Source organism: Sphingobium sp. (genome assembly GCA_023266575.1).
Lineage (GTDB): Bacteria > Pseudomonadota > Alphaproteobacteria > Sphingomonadales > Sphingomonadaceae > Sphingobium.
Genome location: JAHFPV010000001.1, coordinates 495,248 through 513,287, shown reverse-complemented (window position 1 = coordinate 513,287; position 18,040 = coordinate 495,248). Strand labels below are relative to the sequence as shown.

The following is an 18,040-nucleotide window of genomic DNA, read 5'->3' as shown; positions in this document are numbered from 1 at the left end:
TCCCCCTTCCTTCCCGCAATTGAGGAACAAGGAAACGGGGCCGCAGCACAACGCCGCGACCCCGTCAGGAGGACAGATATCGCAGGTCAGGCTGCAGCCGCGATCTCGTCCGTGTCGCTGCCCGATACCGGGTCGGTGTCGGGATCGCCGGAGATCATGCCCGCAGCATCAGTCATGGCGCCGTCCAGGCCGTCACCTTCGAGCGGCTCAACCATCTCGTCGGCAACAGGCTGGAAGCGCATGGCATCGGGCAGCCAGGTAATCGCCCGTTCCTTGATCTCAGCCTCGACAAGGATGTCGCCCGCAAAGAGCTTCTCAGCGGAGGCGGCAAGGTCGTGCTTTTTCGACGCACCGTAGCGGTAGCGTAGTTCGGTGCTACCGACGGTTTCGAACAAGGTCAGGATCGTGGGCTTGGTGATCCGGTCGAAGTAGTTCTTCGCGGTCGGCCGCCACCATGCCGCAACATCAATCGCCAGCTTGGCGCCGAGATGATCGATGAAGGCGCTGCCGGTCCTGCCCGCAGGCACTGCGTCGAAGGTCCGCGCAATCGCCCAGCCGAGCCAGGCGGCACGGGCCTCGTCGGAGAGCGCGCAGAAGGCATCGTAACGGCCCCGCACATCCTCATGGTCGATCCAGCTGCGATCAAGCGCGCTGTCGAGCTTCGCCCATTCCTCGGCCGCCACCGTGCCGCTCTCGAAATTGGCGACACGCGGAGACGGCCCTCGGGCACGCAATTCGCTCGCAAGATCGCTGCTCCCGAAATGCCGGGTCGCGGCATCCGCCATGATGAAGGTGCCGACATCCAGTGCGAACTGCGGATCGCTCGCGACATGAACGGCGAGCAGTTCGGTTTTCATCATCGCCAATTCGTCGGCGAGGCGCTGACTGACGACTGGTTTCGACGAACCTTCAGCTTCTTCACCATGGTCCACATCACCGTCGTCGTCGGCGTTCCTATCTTCGTCAACCGGCGTTTCGACCGGCGCCATGTAGAGTTGTTCGTGGATACGCGGCTGGCCGTCACGACCGATGACGACATAGGCAAGCGCCGAGGCCTTCTGCTCCTCGGTCAGGATTGGCGTGCGGGACTGGATTACCTCATACTCGGCTTCGAGCGTCTGGGTCCGGACTTCGTCGTCAGCGGTATAGCCCTCGCCGTTCTCGTCCGCCGCAGCTTCCTCGATCGCTTCGAGTTCATTCTGGATCTGCTCGCAGCGGGCTTCCTCTTCGTCCGTGAGCGGCGAAAGTTCGCCCTGCACCTGCCGAAGGCCATAGGTCTCGGTATAGGGGATATGGGGCGCTACAACCGTGCGGATTTGCGCAAAACCTTCGCGCTCACGGATCGCCTCGGCAGCGGCCGTGAGCTTTTCGTCGGCGAGCCGGTCGAGGACATCGCCGTCGATCCACATCTCGGTGGCATCATCAGTGAAGAGGTCACTTTCGATCCTGCCGCCCGCAGCGACATAGTCGTCACGGCCAACCAGCAGCGCCTTGGGATCGTTACCGCGGTAGGCACACGATGCCAGTTGGCGCCGGATCTCACCGACATTGGCCCGGTAATAACCCTGGCCAAGTTGCTCGAACACCGACGACTGGCGCGCGGTATCCGACGTGCTCGCATAGGCCATGGCGATATCGAGCGTGATCGACCCATCACGAAGCGCTTCAAACACCGGTTCGGCGAGCGCTGCAAGCCGCAGGCGACCGAGGACAAACCGTTCGGTCAGACCGAAGCGTTTGGCGATATCAGCGGACGACTTGTGCTCGGTCTCGATGATGTCCTGGAACGCCCGGCAGGCATCGGCGGGGTTCATCGCCAGTTTGAAGAAATTCTCCGAGAGGCTGATCTCGATGGCATTGCTGGCGTCGCTAACGACCATCACTGGCAGCTCAAAGTCCGCCGGCAGATCGCCCTTCTCGATGGCGCGGTGTACAGCGTCCAGACGGCGGCCGCCAGCAGTGATGCGGTACTGCCCCTTCTTGCGCGCGACCGGCAAGCCAATCAGGTTCTGAAGGATGCCATGCGCGACGATGCTGGCTTCCAGTTGCGCATCGGCTTCGGCATCGCTGCTCTTGCGCACATTGGTCGGCGATTTGGCGAGTCTTGCCGCCGGGACGAGAATGATGGGCTGGGACATGCTGGTTCTCCTGGCGGCCAGGGCCAGACCATTCAGGCCGCTTGCCGCATCCAGTCTCCCACCCCCTTCCCTCCTGCCCGGAGCACGTCATTCCAGTCATTGAAGCCATGCGGCGGCCACAGCGTCTCGATCGTGCGGCCCGGCATCGCATAGGCTTCAATGGCCTTGGCCGCACCGATCCGCCCGCCGCGATCATTGTCCGGCAGCAGAATCAGGTGCGTGACGGTGTTCGGGATGGCGATACGTGCAAGCCGCTCGTTTCCGAGCGTCGCCCAGACCGGAATATCCAGAAGCAGGATCGCCGACATCGCCGTCTCGATCCCTTCTGCCAGTCCCAGCGTATCATTTGCAGGCGCGAGCATAACGGCACCCTGGCCGGGGCGACCAAGCATCCGCCGGGGATTGGCGAGGTCGCGGGCGCGGCGCGGTTCGTCAGGATCAAGAAATGTCCGCTGGAGCGCGACCAGGCGTTCCCGCTCGTGTAGCGCAGCGAGCATGGCGGGTCTGAACACCGCGTGCTGCCCTCGGCCAAGCGGCGTGCGTCGGTAGAAACGCAACGCAGATGGTGACAGGATGATCGAGCGGCGGCGCAGATACTGCTCGGCCGGCGTTCCCACGAGAGGGAGCGCACCATCCCATAGGCCCAGTGCTCGCTGCCGCAGCCATGCGGGGCTGAGAAATGTATGAGATGTCGAAAATGCCGTCGCGCCATTCAACGGGATGTTCCGATCGAGCCGCCTGATCGCCCGAATGACGTCAATCGTGTCGCAACCAGCGAAGCATTTGAACAGCATCGCTTTCTCGCCCACGCGGACGGACAAGCTGGGCGACCGGTCATCATGGGCGGGGCAATGGCACATCGCGCCATTCGAGGACCATTTGCCGCCGAGGCGTTTGACGAGATCGGCGGCTTGGGCTTCGAGGTCTGAGGCCCGTCCCACGAGGGATGGATTGTACATAAAGTCTCCCGAAAAGCTCTTAAGCCTTTCCCCCTTCCCTCCATGTTCTCGGCGTCAGGACCAGCCGATCACCAGCAAAACCGCACTGTACCGACCGCATTTTCTGGAACGCCGATCAGGATTACCTAACGACTGTCGGCCGCATGCGCAAAAGAGGCATCTGCGTGCGACCAATTCACCGCGCCCATGAATGCATCGACATAGGCCGCCGCCTTGGCACCGTAGTCGATGGCATAGGCGTGCTCATACATGTCGAGCACCAGGACCGGCGTTGCCCCGGCCAGCGCCATCGTGTGATCGGCAGCCCATTGATTGACCAGGCGATTGTCGCGGTGGCTGTAGGTGAGCACAACCCAGCCCGAGCCGCCGCCCAGTGCCTTGCCCATGGCAGCGAATTCGGCTCGCCAACGCGCCTCGCTGCCAAAACTGTGCTCGATCGCCGATGCCAAGGCGCGGCCGGGCCGGTTTGGTGCGCCAATCCCCGCGAAGTAGATTTCGTGGAGGATCATCGAGTTCCAGGCGATCAACTCTTCGCGCTTGAGGCCGTTCAAGGTGAAGTTTGGTGCCGTTGCCGGATCGAGCGCGGCAAGCTGGCTCTTGATTGCACCGAGTCGCTTTACCGCGCCGACGTAGTTGTTGTCGTGATGGCTGACGAGCAGCTTCTCGGACAGGCCGGTGATCGTCTTGGGATCGAATGGCAGGGGCAGCGCCTCCGGTGCGAACGCCGTGCCGCCACCCGGCGCGACAGCCCCTTGCGCGGCAGCCCCAGTCGATCCGAGCAGCGCGGCACCTGCGGTCAGCATGGCGCCTGCCGTCAGCAGGTCGCGGCGGTCAATCGCTCGCTCGGTCATGGCAGTTTCCTTTTGGTTGGCCGGAATGGATTTGGTCATGCCAGCACTCCGGCAAAATGCAGGGCAATGCCGGCGGCAGAGGCTCCGCCCAACGTCGCGAAGATGCCGATCTTCATGCGGAACATGGCGACGATCGCGGCCACCGAAATCGCCAGAGCCCAGAGGTCAACACTGGCCAGCATTGGCATGTCGAAATGGAGCGGACCGGCGGTGAATTGACGTACCTCACGGAAGATCGTGTGGATTGCAAACCAGATCGCGAGATTCAACACCACACCAACAACGGCGGCGGTGATAGCCGATAGCGCACCCGATAACGCCTTGTTGCCGCGCATGCGTTCGATGAACGGTGCGCCAAGGAATATCCACAGGAAGCAGGGGATGAACGTCACCCAGGTCGCCAGCAGCCCGCCCAGTGTCCCCGCCAGCAGAGGGGAGAGCATGCCGGGATTGCGATAGGCGCCCATGAAGCCGACAAATTGCAGCACCATGATCAGCGGCCCTGGCGTGGTCTCGGCCATGCCAAGCCCGTCGAGCATTTCACGGGCGGACAGCCAGTGATAGTGCTCGACCGCCTGCTGCGCGACATAGGCAAGCACGGCATAGGCGCCGCCAAATGTCACCACCGCCATCTTCGAAAAGAATGTGGCGATCTGGGTAAAGACGCTGCCTTCACCGGCGAGCAGGATCAGGGCTGCCACCGGAGCGAGCCAGAGGACCAGCCAGACCAGCGCCTGGCGCAGCGATTGGCCGATGGTCGGATTGGCATGGGCAGGCAGTTCCTCGCCGAGCAAGGTGTCAGCATCGGCAACGATCTTGCCGCTTGCAGCGCCATGCCCGCCACCAACCTGGAAAGCAGCGACGCCTGCGCGCCCGCCGAAAAAGCCAATCACACCGGCTCCCAGCACGATCAGCGGGAATGGCACGTTGAAGAAGAAGATCAGCACGAAGGCTGCTGCTGCGAGACTGCGCATCACCATGTTCTTGAGTGACCGGCTACCGATCCGGATAACCGCCTGAAGCACCACAGCGAGTACGGCGCATTTTAAGCCGAAGAACAGCCCGGAAATGATCCCGACATGGCCATAGAGCGCGTAGATCCAGCTCAGCGCCATGATCGCGATCGCGCCCGGCAGCACGAACAGTCCGCCAGCGACAAGGCCGCCGCGCGTTTTATGCATCAGCCAGCCAATATAGGTGGCCAGCTGCTGCGCCTCAGGTCCGGGCAGGAGCATGCAGTAGTTAAGCGCATGCAGAAAGCGATGCTCACCGATCCAGCGTTTCTCATCAACAAGGATACGGTGCATCACCGCAATCTGCCCGGCGGGGCCGCCGAAAGAGAGCGCGGCGATTCTCAGCCAGACCCAGAAGGCCTCGCGTAAGGTAACCGGGCCGGGAACCTCGACGGCCGGCGGTGCAGCGGCGGTCAGGTTGGCGCTCATGCCTTTGCCCCCTTTGCTCGTGTGCTTTTGGGCTGGTGCGAAACCCAGTCATGGGTTTCACCGGTCGCATCGCGGCACCAGCGATAGAGCGCGTCATAGATCAGCATTCCGGCATCGAGCTGTTCATGATCGTCAGCAAACATACGCGACAGACCGAGCGACAATGCGACGAGCCCTGCCGCTTCGGGCACGATGTCGGGCCGGGCAGTATCGGCACCGCGCACAATCAGGGCGAGATGCGCAAGCGGTACCACTTCCGCCAGCCCGAAGCCGTCGAGCATGACATCGAAGGTGCAGCGCTCACCATCATGGCTCCAGACGACACCCTCAGCTTCGACATCGAAGGGCGTCGCGCCAAAGCGTTCGGCGACGCCAGCCACCTCGCTGGGCGGTACGAACAGGAATTGGGCATCGGGATCGACAAACCGCCGGATCAGCCAAGGGCAGGCAATGCGATCGACCTTTGGACGGGCGCGCGTCACCCATACCGTGCGCCCCTTAGCATCGCGCGCCGGCAAGGCAACCTCGGGCACCATCGGCAGGCCTGCGCCGGCCCAGGCAACGGCCCCTCCGTCCAGCGCCTCAGCGTCAGCGCCCGCCTGGCGCAGCCAAGCCGCTGTGCCGTGGCTGAGTTTATGGCCCTCGCGGCACACGGCGACGACAGTACGTCCGCGAAAATCAGCAGCCCATTCGGCCACGTCTTCAGCCCGCCTGCGGACGGCACCCGGGATCAAGCGCGGGGCGGCAGAAAATGCCTCGTCCGTCCGCACATCGACGATAATCGGTGCGGTTGCGGTGCCGATAAGGCGAGCAAGTTTATCAATGGAAATTGTATTCAGAGCAGACATGGGGCGTCCTCGATAAGAGCAGGACGCGATACTTCAGCATGTCGCCTCATGGGGTGATCGCGATCCCCATGCGCCGATAGAGCAAATTTAAGGACGTGCTGTCAACGCCTTCATGGGAGCATCCGTGGGACCGTCCTGGTAGTCGGCAGGAATACGATTGGCTACTTTTTCGCCACTTCTGTTCCCCCCTTACTCCCCCGACCCCACTTCAAATTGCTTATTTCAAACGGCTTCTCAAGCTGAGAGCCATTCATACGGAACTAGTGCGTGGTCACGCCACTGTTCTGCCAAAACAACACCTGCAATATCGCCCCAGACATCCTCATCGGCATGGTCCAGGACGACGATCTGCAACCGGCCGTTGGCGGCAGCAGCCTGTTCGCCAAGCAATTCAAATACCTTGCGGACCGCGACAACATCCTCGTCTCGCCATGCCACTGGATCGGTGGCCTCGTCACCAGCAGCACGACGAGGGAAATATACCTGACTGGGCTGATCGTAGATCAGTAGGCCGGGAACGGGGTGATGAGGCAATTCAAGGAAGAAGGTCTGCAACGCAAGCGTCAGCGCAACATGATAGGCTAGCCAGTTTGCGCCGCTACCGATCTCCCAGAGATAGTCATCGCGCGTCCCCCTGATGACCTTGACAGTCAAGTCCGCGACCATCAGGCGCACTGGTGCATCTGGCCATTCCGCGTCCAGTCGGGGAATCAACCGGCCGGTCGTTGCCTCGATACCATCCAGGGCGTTACGCATCTTGCGCTCAATTTCGTTCTCGGACACGCGGCGCCGAAGCTCTGCCATCTGCGACTTGATTGCGTCGATCTCTTGTCGAAGCCCCGCCGACTGGTCGGTGCGATCATAGAGCAGAAGGGCCTGTTCAAGCCGGCCAAGGAAGCGTTCCATCCGATCGAAGCGATCAATGGCCTGTTTCGCCTGCTGCGAATTGCGCTCCAGCATGCCGATTTCCCGGCGAATCTCGTTCAGACGGGCAAGCAGGACTTCCGCATCACCCCGCAGGCGCAGGATTTCCTTGTCGAGCGTGTCGGACACGCTGGGATGTGTGCGCAGCCGGACCTCAATCGCAGCAAGCGCATCGCTTAGCTGCTCAACTTTATCCCGACCACCGTCGCCCAGGATCGCCACTGTATCATCCCGCCTGTCATCGGGAATAAGTTGCTTGAGCCAGTCTGAAAGGGCCAGGCGATCGCGTTGGATGCGTAGCGCGCTGCCATAGGCATCGCTGCTCTCGATAAGGCGCCGAAGTTCACTCAATCGTTGCCGGTGCTGGGTGAGATTGGCCGCGACAACACTTTCCTCGGTGCGCAATTCCTGAAGCCGACCGAGAGCAGCGTCGATCCCTGCGATATTGGGATGAGCCGCTTCGCTGTTCGCCTCGACGACGCCGCGCAGCATGTCGACTATGTCAGGCCAGTCGCTTGGAATCGCCCGGTCGGATGGCAGCAGGCCGAACTCGATCGCTTGCCTCAACCAGGACTGAGCTTCCATCCGCCAGGCATTTCCGGCAGCCATTAGGGCCCGAAGCTCGTTTTCGCGTCGCCGCAGGAGCCGGCCCAAACGATCGAGTTCATAACGTGCCTGCAGAACCTCGGCGGTGACAGCCTGCAGAATATAGGGGAAGATGGTCTTCAGCTTCTCGCGATGCTCGGTCGTGTCGGCCTTGAAGAACATGACGTCGGGGTTGGCCACGATATTCTGGGGCTGAAAGGTGAAGGCCATGAGATCGCGGAAACTCGGCCGAGACTTGAAGCCCCCTTCTGCTTCAGGTTCGAAGTCGAGATTGGTGAGGCCCGCAAGCCGGTTCAGCATGGCCTTCACGTTCGAGGCGGACGTCCCCTTGCTATCGATGCGCTGCGGAACCTCGACCTCATCCCCCTCAATGAGCACCATGTCCCCTGTAGTCTGCTGATCACCAGGTTCACGTCGGGCGAGCAGTTTCTGCCCTTCGACCGTATCGATCACGACGCCGAACCAGCTACAATTCTCTCGAATGACGCCGACCGGAATCGCGCACTTGTCCGCGGCAAGGCAATAGTCGATGATCGGGATGACCGCCGATTTACCCGTTTTCGACGCACCACTGATGACGTTGACCACGCCTGGATGGAAATCGACGATGCGTGGCTGGCCGTCGTGACGGGGCCAGAGGATCAATTTACGCAGCTGGAAGTACATCAGAAATCGATCCTTAGGGTCGAAGCGATTTGCGGAATGCCAAGCTTGGAAAACCAGTAGCCCAACTTGTCGGCAGCGCCGGAGAACCCCTTCAGTCGCTCGGGGATAACGGGCTTCCTGACGCCGAGCAGATCGAGCGGATAGCCGTGCAGCACCGCATTTTCATAGTCGATCTTGATCAGACGCGAGGTCGCCGCCATGCCAACTGACTGCAGGCTTAGCGGCCGTAGTTGGAGCGCACGACCGTGCAGTTCCATCAGCACTTCGCGCTCTTTATCGAACTTGGCCGCAAACAACGACAATCCTGATGCCTTGCGGGTCGAGGCGACCGCATCGAATGTCAGACGATGGAGCAGCATCGGCAGAACGAGGAAGGCTAGCGGGAGCGGCACGGCGTCGGCACCGTCTTCCTGATAGCCGAGAGTAAAATGCCAGATCAAAAAGGCACCGATCGCGGGATTCTGGACGATGTCGAGTTCGCTGAGGCCAACTGCCGAGGTGATCGTCACCCTGCATCACCATCAAGCAGAGTCTCATAGTCCGTATGCCAGCCGATGCGTCGGCGATCGGCGAGGTCGTTAAAGCTGCCATGTACGAAATGCCCAGGCACCACCCGTCCATCCAGCGGGGCCTGGTGCTGCGCACATTGACGATAGACGAGACGCCCCTGAACCTCTGCGGCCTTGTGCCCGTGCAGATCGGCGACATCGCCGCGGGCCATACTGTGCCGACGCACAAGGTCATCGTCCCAACCATCCAGACTTCCTGAAAATACCAGGCCACGCTCCGCCCAGTCGGCCTTATCGGCCGAGGTGCGCAGGAAATCGCTGACGGCGCGCAGACGATCCTCGTCGCTCGCCTGGACCAGTTCGAGTTGCCTGATAAAGATCGGGCGGGTTGAGGCGATGTCCGCCACGAACTCATCGCTGGGTGCCTCAGCCAGCGAGGTCAGCAGGCCGGGCAGGTTGTTCTGGCGGATAAATGCGTGAAAGTCCTTTCGAAATGCGTCGGCATCGAGCATCGGCACTTCGCCGCGCTGTATGAGTCGATCGAGCGCCTGCTTGGCCTGCCCAATTCCAGACTTGACCAATATGTCGACATGCTCCTCGGCAATGGTGGGCAGGAGCACCGCGCGAATGGCATCGAGTGGGTCCGAGGCGTTGGCCTCCAGCTCGAAATGTCCGACGATGGCGGCTAGCTGTCCCTTCGGCGCGTCTAGAAACGGCTGGAGGTGGGCTGCGCAGGCGGGAGGGGTCTTCTGCTTTGCGAGTTTCGCCCGGATCATCGTCAGAACGGCTTCGACGTCATCGGCGTTCGCGGCGCCTGCCAGCGCCTCAGCGAACGCCCCCTTTTTTGCAGGCGTGACGTACAGGCGAAAACGCGTGGCCTCGGCCTTGCATTCCTTCGCCTCAAGCATCGTCAGCCAGTTGTGGAAGGCCTTCCACAGATCGATTGCCCAGTCAGAAATGGGATTCTGCTTCAGCGCACTTTTGGTCTGCTCGAGACAAAGGCTGCCATCGGCATAGTGGATGGCGACGTCGTCCTGCAATTCCAGCGACACCTTGGCCCCTTTCGGGCAGGTAAGAAGATGATAGAAGATCCGGACTGGCTGAAGAGCAAAACCGAGATATTGTCCTGGTGCGCTGTGCTTCGCTGGTTTAATTTCGGCATTCATAGCATGCGCCCCCTCCGATGAATGCTGAGCGACCAGCCTTTCTTGGTCAAGAGACAACATAAGCCCTGGGCATGGCGACCTTTTGTGGTGCGACCGGTCACAGCGGGAAGCGCTGATCGCATCAGGCGTTGCTTGCCATCTTTGGTAAAACCGCCCAAACTATCTGACTGACACATCAAAAGGCGGTAGCCGGCTTCGGAATATGCTCCAGCGGCCCCCATCAAGTGGCCCATGGCGGTGTCACCTCCTATTTAAGAGCACTTACCTTAGCTCAATTGCTATTTAAGCCAAGAGGGCATTGCTTAAATAAGGCCGCGCCATCATATTAGGTTCATGTCTGAACCCGCCCCCAATCTCCGGCTAGGCCATTTTGTCGAAACCCCTGTTGCGGGAGAGATGGTGCGCGCGTTCGTGCCGCCGCCCTTGCCGCCCGAACCGTCGATTGACGTTCTTGCTCTGCTGGAGCGGTTGAGCCTGGCGGAAAGAGCATTGGGGCGTCTGGACGGCATCACCATGCTGCTCCCGCGTCAGGAACTGTTCCTCTACATGTATGTGCGGAAGGAAGCCGTTCTCTCATCCCAGATCGAGGGCACGCAATCTACGCTTTCGGATCTGCTCCGTTTCGAGACCGAGGCGCAAGCTGGCCAACCGGTCGACGACATTCGCGAAGTTTCGAACTACGTCGATGCCATGATGTATGGCCTGGAGCGGCTGGAAGACTTGCCCCTGTCATTGCGTCTAATCCGGGAGATGCACGCACGACTGCTGCAAAGCGGGCGTGGCGGCACGAAGAGCCCTGGCGAATTCCGGCGCTCGCAGAATTGGATCGGCGGCACACGTCCCGGAAATGCACTGTTCGTACCACCGCCACCGACCGAGATGGATGGCTGTCTCGATGCGCTTGAACGCTTCATGCACGAGGAAGGGTCACGGCTACCCGCACTGATCAAGGCCGGCCTGCTGCACGTTCAGTTCGAGACCATCCATCCGTTCCTGGACGGCAATGGTAGGATCGGCCGGTTGCTGGTCACGCTTTATCTCTGCGTCAACGAGGTGCTGCGCAAGCCGTTGCTCTATCTGAGCCTTTATCTCAAAACCCATCGCGCCGACTATTACCGCCTGCTTCAGGAGGTGCGCGAGCATGGCGCTTGGGAAGCCTGGCTCGACTTCTTCCTCACGGGCGTCGCGGACACCGCCAATCAGGCGTTCGATGCCGCCACCCGGATAGTTAGGCTGTTCAAGGAAGACCGTGAACGGATCACGGCAGAGAGTGACCGGGCTGGTTCGGCGCTTCGTATACACGATCACTTGCAACAGAACCCATTCCTGACGGCCAATCAGCTCGTCCAGCACACGGGTCTCTCTGCCCCCACGGTCAATGCGGCGCTCGCCGATCTGGAGCGGTTTGGCATCGTCGAGGAAATCACTGGCCGCAAAAGAGGCCGCGTTTTCAGTTACCGGCGGTATCTCGCAATCCTGAGTGAGGGCACCGACCCGCTCCCCGCTGCGACCTGACGGAAGGAAGCCTGTGCGTATCGAATCTGTAACCCTGTCGGGCTTCCGTTGTTTCGGCCCCGATCCGATCACAGTGCCGATTTCATCGGAGATCACGGCCGTTGTCGGCCCGAATGCGGCGGGCAAGACCGCGCTCCTGCACGCACTGTCGAAGCTGTTTGGCGTATCGCGCGCGCAGCGCACCGTTCAGCGTTCAGATTTTCACCTGGGCGCAGACGACGATCCAGATGATCGCGAACCGAAAGATCTGTTCATCGACGTGCTGATCGGTTTACCCGAACTGGCCGATGGCACCGCGACGCCGGAGACGATCGCACCCTCATTCCGACACATGCAGATCGAACGGGAGGGCGAATCGCCGGTCTGCCGACTGCGTCTCGAAGCGCGATGGGAAGATGACGGGACGGTCGAGGGCGAGGTTTCGCAGGAACTCTTTTGGGTCGATACGCTCGATGACGATCCGGCCGAAGACAAGTGTCACCCGGTTTCGGCGGCGGATCGTGGCCTCATCCAACTCTATTATACGCCTGCCAGCCGGGACGCGGCGGCCCAGATTAGGGCGACGACGGGCGCACTAGCCGCTCGCCTGCTCCGCGCTATCGAATGGTCGTCCGAGACCGAGGAGGCTGTCCAGGAAGCCACTGAGAATCTGGCCACGGCATTCGAGGGCGAGTCGGCGATTGCCGCGATCGGCAAAGCCTTGCAGGCGCGCTGGTCAGGCCTTCACGACGATGTTGTCGATACGAAGCCTAGGCTCAGCCTGGTCAGCCGCCGGTTTGAGGATGTCGTCAACAAAATCGCCGTCATCTTCGAGCAGGGACCGGACGGTCAGGAACGCGGTCTCGACGCTCTGAGTGATGGGCAGCAATCCTTATTCTATTTCGCGCTGGCCGCAGCCGTTTTCGATCTGGAGCGCGAGGTTGTCGCTGGCACAGTCGAGGGGTTCCGCGACGATACTCTGCGCATTCCCGCCCTCACGATCTTCGCGCTGGAAGAGCCGGAAAACCATCTCTCCCCTTATTTCCTGGCACGCATCATCCGTCAGGTCCGCTCGCTGACCGATGCCGGTGGCGCTCAGGCCATCGTCACCAGTCATTCGCCCGCGGTTTTGAGCCGCGTCAATCCGCGGGAGGTTCGCTACTGCCGCTGCGATCCGGAGACGCGCATCTCGTCGGTCAAGACGATCAAGATGCCAGCAGGTGTCGATGAGGCAGCCAAATTCGTTCGCGGTGCCGTACTCGCCTATCCAGAACTCTACTTCGCCCGGTTCGTGCTGCTCGTCGAAGGAGATTCAGAGCGGATCGTCCTGCCTCGTTTGGCAGAAGCCCTCGATCTCCTAATTGATCCCGCCTTCGTCGCCATTGTACCGCTGGGCGGACGGCATGTGCAGCATTTCTGGCGGTTGCTGAAGCATCTGGGTATTCCCCATGCAACCCTCCTGGATCTCGATCTGGGTCGCGACGGTGGCGGCTTTGGCCGAGTGAAGACGGTGATCGAGAAGCTCATCGAATTTGGCGTGCCAAAAGCCAAACTTCTTAAAATCGATGGGGGTGTGTTGTCGGACGAACGGCTTGCAACGATGCACACTTGGCAGGATCCGGAGGATCGCAAGATCCTGCAAGGCTGGGTCGATTGCCTCAAGCCACATGGGGTCTACTTCTCAGCGCCTCTCGACCTCGATCTTGCCATGCTCGAAGCCTTTCCGGAGGCCTACGAAGCGATCATTCCCAAGGGTGGCGGTCCGAAAATGGCGGCGGATAAGGCTGCGGAAGTTGTGATCGGGACAGCTGGACCGGGGCTCACGCTCTACACTGGCCCATTCAAGGACTATCAGGACCTGCTGCCAGCATACCGCTATCACTTTCTGACACGTAGCAAGCCGGCAACCCATCTCGCGGCGCTGACGCACATCAAACCCAAGGCGTTGCGCGAAGATATGCCTTCTGTTCTCGCCCAGGTTCTCAAGCACATCGCCAAGTCATTGCGGCGGGACTAACAATGGCGGTGCTGTCGCGACGGGTTCGCCCGGATGATTGGAAACCGGTGGGCGTGGACGCGCTCGAAGCGAACGCTCTGAAGGTCGTCCGCTCGGCGGACAATCGATCCGTCATCGCAGGCCCCGGCGCGGGCAAGACCGAGTTGCTCGCACAACGCGCTGCATATCTCCTGCAAACGGGCACTGCACCTGCGCCAAGGCGTATACTCGCGATCAGCTTCAAGCGCGACGCCGCGACGAACCTCGCCGCGCGCGTCCGTCAGCGGTGCCATCGCAATCATGCCGGGCGCTTCGACTCCATGACGTTCGACGCCTTCGCGAAGGGGCTGATCGACCGCTTCGGTCAGGCACTACCTGGACGTTGGCGGCCACGACCCGACTACGAAATCATGTTCCCCAATGATCGGGACTACCGCGATTTCCTTCAACAGCAGCTAGGCGCGCCTCCGGCATCGGTCGGCACCTATGCCGACATTCAGGCAATAACGGTGAAGACCTTCGAGCGCCGTTATTTGGTGGGATTGCCGCTCCCGTTGGACGGCTGGCGAAATCCCACGCCTGGCCAATGGGCGGCAGATCGCTTCTGGCAAACATCGCTACACGAGGGCAGGAAAAGCCTCCTGTCATTCCCCATGATCGGGCGCCTCACGGAACTCCTGCTGCGGGTCAATCCGATGGCGCGCGACGCGCTTCGTTTGACTTATTCTCACCTGTTCATGGACGAATTCCAGGACACGACACAGATTCAATACGATCTGGTTCGCACCATCTTTCTTGGGACCGACACGGTGATCACGGCCGTTGGGGACAACAAGCAGCAGATCATGCGCTGGGCGATGGCAATGGGCGATCCGTTCACCGATTTCGACGCCGACTTTGGCGGGAAACGAACCCCACTCTACAACAACTATCGCTCATCGCCCGAGTTGGTGCGTATTCAGCATGTTCTGGCCCAAGCTTTGGACGCCCGCACCGTAGCGCCAGTATCGAAGACCGTGGGCACGATCGCCGGGGACAGTTGTGCGATCTGGGACTTTTCAACACCGGAGGTGGAGGCGGATCGCTTGGCGGCGTTCGTTGCCGCCGAGATGAAAGCCCACAAGCTCGGCCCCCGCGATTTCGTTCTGCTTGTCCGTCAAAAGGCTGTCGACTACGCGGCTGTCCTTGAACCAGCATTCATGGCTGCAGGCATTCCCCTGCGCAACGAGGCCGGGGCCGTCGGCGCGGTCATGCTGCAAGAATTGCTGGCGGAAGAAGCATCGGAGTTGGTCATCGCCATCCTGCGCCTAGCGATGACCAAGCGGGCTGGCCGATACTGGACGGACTGTCAGGAGGCGCTGGCCGCACTCCACGGCGTTGCGCCCGATGAGGAGGCTGCACAGGCCAAACTTGCCCGTGAACTGGATGCATACGCGATCAAACTCAGCGCCGCGCATCCCAATCCACCAAAATCAAAGGCGATGGCGCGATCCATCGTGGACGACATTCTGGCCTTCATCGGACGCGAACGGCTGATCGCCGTTCATCCCGCTTATGGCCAGGGCGGCTGGTTAGAAAAGGTAGTCGATGCGGTGGTCGTCCATCTGCTGGCGTCATCGGGCGATGGCGTCGATTGGCCATCCGCTCTTGATGCCTATGAAGGCATTCACGCGATTCCGCTGATGACGATCCATAAAAGCAAGGGGCTCGAATACCACAGCGTCATATTCGTCGGCCTGGACGATGGCGCATGGTGGAGTTTCTCCAACGATCAGATCGAGGCTACCGCAGGTTTCTTTGTTGCATTCACCCGCGCCAAACAGCGCGTCGTTTTCACCTATTGTGCCCATCGCGGTGCACGAACCAAGATCGTAACACTATATGATCTTTTGAGTAAGGCGGGGGTGCAGAGTGTTCGTATCGCTTGAGTTAATAGACAGAGAGCATGGAGGAGAATATTTATGACCATCACCTTCGATGTCCATGGGGAAAACGGCCTCTTCTCTTACCCCGCTGGCCACGATGACATCCAGCAGCAGTTTGACGATCTTCTGGATGAACGCGATGCCGGGAAGCTCAGCCAAACTGGTTACGTCGCCAAGCTCAAGGAATTACTCACCGCCGATCCGGACTTCATCGATGGGCATGCTCATCTCGGATACGCACTCTTTGATCAGGGTAAGTACAAGCTCGCACTCCAAGCCTGTCAGCGAGGCGTTCAGGTCGGTGAAGGCGTTCTATCGCCTGGTTTCGACGGCTTGATCGAATGGGGCTACCTCGAAAATCGGCCATTCCTACGGGCGATGCACGGCGTTGTGCTCAACCATCTGCGGCTAGGCCAGCATCTGAAGGCATTGCCGCTGATGGAACAGATGCTGTCCTGGAATCCCGACGACAATCAGGGAATCCGCTACCTTATCGGTTCGGAGTATCTGCGCGCAGGCAAGACCGGGGAGGCGCACATCCGCCTGTTGGCGAACTCCGAAAGCTATCCGCCATGCCAATACGATCTGGCGCTCTTGCATTTCCGGCAGGGCAAATATGCCGCAGCCGCCACCAGCCTTCGCCGTGGATTTATGGCCAACGGCTATGTTGCCGAAATACTGTGCGGAAACCCCGCCCCCGCCCCTATCCCCATCTGGCATGGATCCAACCACGCCGAACCGGAACTGGCATGCGACTATGTGGCGCAATATGGCGAGCTGTGGCGCAAGACGCCCGACGCCATCCCCTTTCTTCGCTGGCTTCATACTCATCCCAAAGTGATGGCAGAACGGGCCGCCTACCTCGAAGGCCGGGAAGCCTTGTTGTGGAACCATGACGTCGAAGAGCGGCGCGTCATCCTCATGCGGGAAGAAGCCATGCTACATGGAATCGACGACTGTCTGTCGGATTTGATCGTGCAACTTCGAAACGATCGGGACGGTTCGTCTGCTAGGCCCTGGAAATACGTGCAGAAGATCTGTCGTTTCTAGCGGCACGGGGATGATCCGAGCTACGCCACGACGTGGGACACGCCCCTGTCCAACCGGCTGCCGTCAAGGTTTCGTTGGCGGCGAACCCGGCTGGGTTTGCCACACGGCGAGGCCTGGTCTGAAAATCGGCAATTGCGGTCGCATATGCCATCGGCCACTGCCTTCCCGAAAACGAACGCGCGACCGGTCAGTAGTCCATGTTGGCGTGCCGCTCCCAGCGATGGGACCATACGTCGATATAGGCCTCGATGTCGTCGAGGCCGCCGGCGATCACCTTGGCATATTGCGCGCAATGCTGAGCATCGAAAACGGGATCAACAGTGCCCTTGATGAACTGGTCTGGTCCGACGAGATCGCCTGCGGCCAGCAGCGCGTCGAGTGCGTCGAATGTCGCGCAGCTTTCGGCATGATCGTCTGCATCAACGGGGAGCATCGAGAAGCGCACGCTGTCGCCGAATCGAGTGAAGTTCCCAGGAACTGAGCCGATGCCGGGTAAGCGGAAGAAGAGCGAACCCTGGTCATTCTCGACCCCACCATGGGCGAATGGATTGCGGATCCGCTCCTTGATCCGGCGCATCCGGGCGACGACCTGGGCGGCGTCGGCGGGCAGCGGGGTCGGCAGGACGAGTTTCAGCTTGTCGGCCCATTTCATGCCGAGCAGCCCGAGCACTTCGCCTTGGGCGAATGGCCGACCCATGAAGGCGCGAAGCAGCACTAGGCGATGTTCGAGGCAGCTGAAATAGGCGTCAATCATCGCGGTGGAATGGAAGAATCCCTCACGCTCGGCCGACAGGATCGCATTGATCCGCTCAGTCATATCCAAGCTGATCAGGCGCGCGCGGGTGCGTTCGTCATGAGATTCGTCGCCGGACGCCTTGGGCGGCTGCGGTTCCGCTGCGCGCCGATAGGCCACGTCGGCCAGCTCGCGATGGAAGCGATAACGCTCGTCGAACTCAATGAAACGGTTGACGATCATCACTTCGCCCTGGTCGACCTGGGCCTTGGCGAAAGGCCTCAAATAGGCTTCTACGAGGCGAAGGGCCCCGCGCAGTTGGCCTTCGACGCGCGATCGGAGATCCAGTCGTTCCTTCGGCAGAAAAACGGTGAAGCCAAATTTCTGATGTTCGAAGGCGACGCGCTGGCCATCAATCGCGCCATAGACAGTCCAGCGCACCTTCTCGCCATGTCCGTGCCATTGCCATCCCAATCCCTCTCGCAATGCGAAAAGGACGAGCTCGGGCACGGGAAACAGCGCGCGCACCGGCTTGTAGCTGGCCATCGGGGTTCGCGCATTCTCTTCCGGAATCTCGGCAGTGAAGCCGCTGAGTTTCCGGCCAAGGCGCAGGCGTAGCACCTCAAGGTGGCGATCACCGTTCGGGGTGGCGGCGGGCTGATCGGGCATTGAATCTTCTCCAATGGGCGAGGAAGCGATTGCCATGCTCGCCCTAAGACAGCGTAGCAGGCCC

13 protein-coding genes are annotated in these 18,040 nt (G+C 60.7%); 4 read left to right on the top strand and 9 right to left on the bottom strand.

Going from position 1 to position 18,040, the window contains the following annotated elements; translation table 11 throughout:
- Positions 1 to 86: 86 nt before the first annotated feature.
- From Q0D44_RS02320 to Q0D44_RS02285, 8 genes are all read right to left on the bottom strand, one after another.
- Positions 87 to 2,138 carry a ParB/RepB/Spo0J family partition protein gene (locus Q0D44_RS02320; protein ID WP_294131737.1) on the bottom strand — a complete coding sequence of 684 codons (2,052 nt, stop codon included), beginning with the start codon at positions 2,136 to 2,138 and terminating at the stop codon, positions 87 to 89.
- 32 nt (positions 2,139 to 2,170) lie between these two features.
- Positions 2,171 to 3,097: a toprim domain-containing protein gene (locus Q0D44_RS02315; protein WP_294131736.1), complete on the bottom strand. Its 927-nt coding sequence runs from the start codon at positions 3,095 to 3,097 to the stop codon at positions 2,171 to 2,173.
- A gap of 125 nt (positions 3,098 to 3,222) precedes the next feature.
- Positions 3,223 to 3,987, bottom strand: coding sequence for a Fe-Mn family superoxide dismutase (locus Q0D44_RS02310; protein WP_294131734.1), 765 nt, complete (start codon positions 3,985 to 3,987; stop codon positions 3,223 to 3,225).
- Positions 3,984 to 5,390, bottom strand: coding sequence for a chromate efflux transporter (gene chrA / locus Q0D44_RS02305; RefSeq protein WP_294131732.1), 1,407 nt, complete (start codon positions 5,388 to 5,390; stop codon positions 3,984 to 3,986). The genes Q0D44_RS02310 and chrA overlap by 4 nt, the downstream gene beginning before the upstream one ends.
- Positions 5,387 to 6,238: a sulfurtransferase/chromate resistance protein gene (locus Q0D44_RS02300; protein WP_294131731.1), complete on the bottom strand. Its 852-nt coding sequence runs from the start codon at positions 6,236 to 6,238 to the stop codon at positions 5,387 to 5,389. The genes chrA and Q0D44_RS02300 overlap by 4 nt, the downstream gene beginning before the upstream one ends.
- Positions 6,239 to 6,472: 234 nt before the next feature.
- Complete coding sequence (locus Q0D44_RS02295) at positions 6,473 to 8,434, bottom strand: DUF3732 domain-containing protein (protein ID WP_294131729.1); 1,962 nt, start codon at positions 8,432 to 8,434, stop codon at positions 6,473 to 6,475.
- A complete protein-coding gene (locus tag Q0D44_RS02290) occupies positions 8,434 to 8,943 on the bottom strand; it encodes a three component ABC system middle component (RefSeq protein WP_294131728.1) in 510 nt (169 codons plus the stop codon). The genes Q0D44_RS02295 and Q0D44_RS02290 overlap by 1 nt, the downstream gene beginning before the upstream one ends.
- Positions 8,940 to 10,109 (bottom strand): ABC-three component system protein, encoded by a 1,170-nt coding sequence (locus tag Q0D44_RS02285; RefSeq protein ID WP_294131726.1) that lies wholly within the window; start codon positions 10,107 to 10,109, stop codon positions 8,940 to 8,942. The genes Q0D44_RS02290 and Q0D44_RS02285 overlap by 4 nt, the downstream gene beginning before the upstream one ends.
- Positions 10,110 to 10,442: 333 nt before the next feature.
- Here Q0D44_RS02285 and Q0D44_RS02280 point away from each other — a divergent pair, with 333 nt between their 5' ends.
- From Q0D44_RS02280 to Q0D44_RS02265, 4 genes are read left to right on the top strand one after another with little or no spacing between them, the layout of a single operon-like run.
- Complete coding sequence (locus Q0D44_RS02280; protein ID WP_294131724.1) at positions 10,443 to 11,624, top strand: Fic family protein; 1,182 nt, start codon at positions 10,443 to 10,445, stop codon at positions 11,622 to 11,624.
- Positions 11,625 to 11,637: 13 nt separating this feature from the next.
- Positions 11,638 to 13,620, top strand: coding sequence for an AAA family ATPase (locus Q0D44_RS02275; RefSeq protein WP_294131720.1), 1,983 nt, complete (start codon positions 11,638 to 11,640; stop codon positions 13,618 to 13,620).
- 2 nt (positions 13,621 to 13,622) lie between these two features.
- Positions 13,623 to 15,527 (top strand): ATP-dependent helicase, encoded by a 1,905-nt coding sequence (locus Q0D44_RS02270; RefSeq protein WP_294131719.1) that lies wholly within the window; start codon positions 13,623 to 13,625, stop codon positions 15,525 to 15,527.
- A gap of 33 nt (positions 15,528 to 15,560) precedes the next feature.
- Positions 15,561 to 16,574 carry a hypothetical protein gene (locus tag Q0D44_RS02265; protein ID WP_294131718.1) on the top strand — a complete coding sequence of 338 codons (1,014 nt, stop codon included), beginning with the start codon at positions 15,561 to 15,563 and terminating at the stop codon, positions 16,572 to 16,574.
- Positions 16,575 to 16,761: 187 nt separating this feature from the next.
- On the opposite strand, the gene Q0D44_RS02260 is transcribed toward Q0D44_RS02265, so the two are convergent.
- A complete protein-coding gene (locus tag Q0D44_RS02260; protein ID WP_294131717.1) occupies positions 16,762 to 17,976 on the bottom strand; it encodes a hypothetical protein in 1,215 nt (404 codons plus the stop codon).
- Between the last annotated feature and the right edge of the window lie 64 nt (positions 17,977 to 18,040).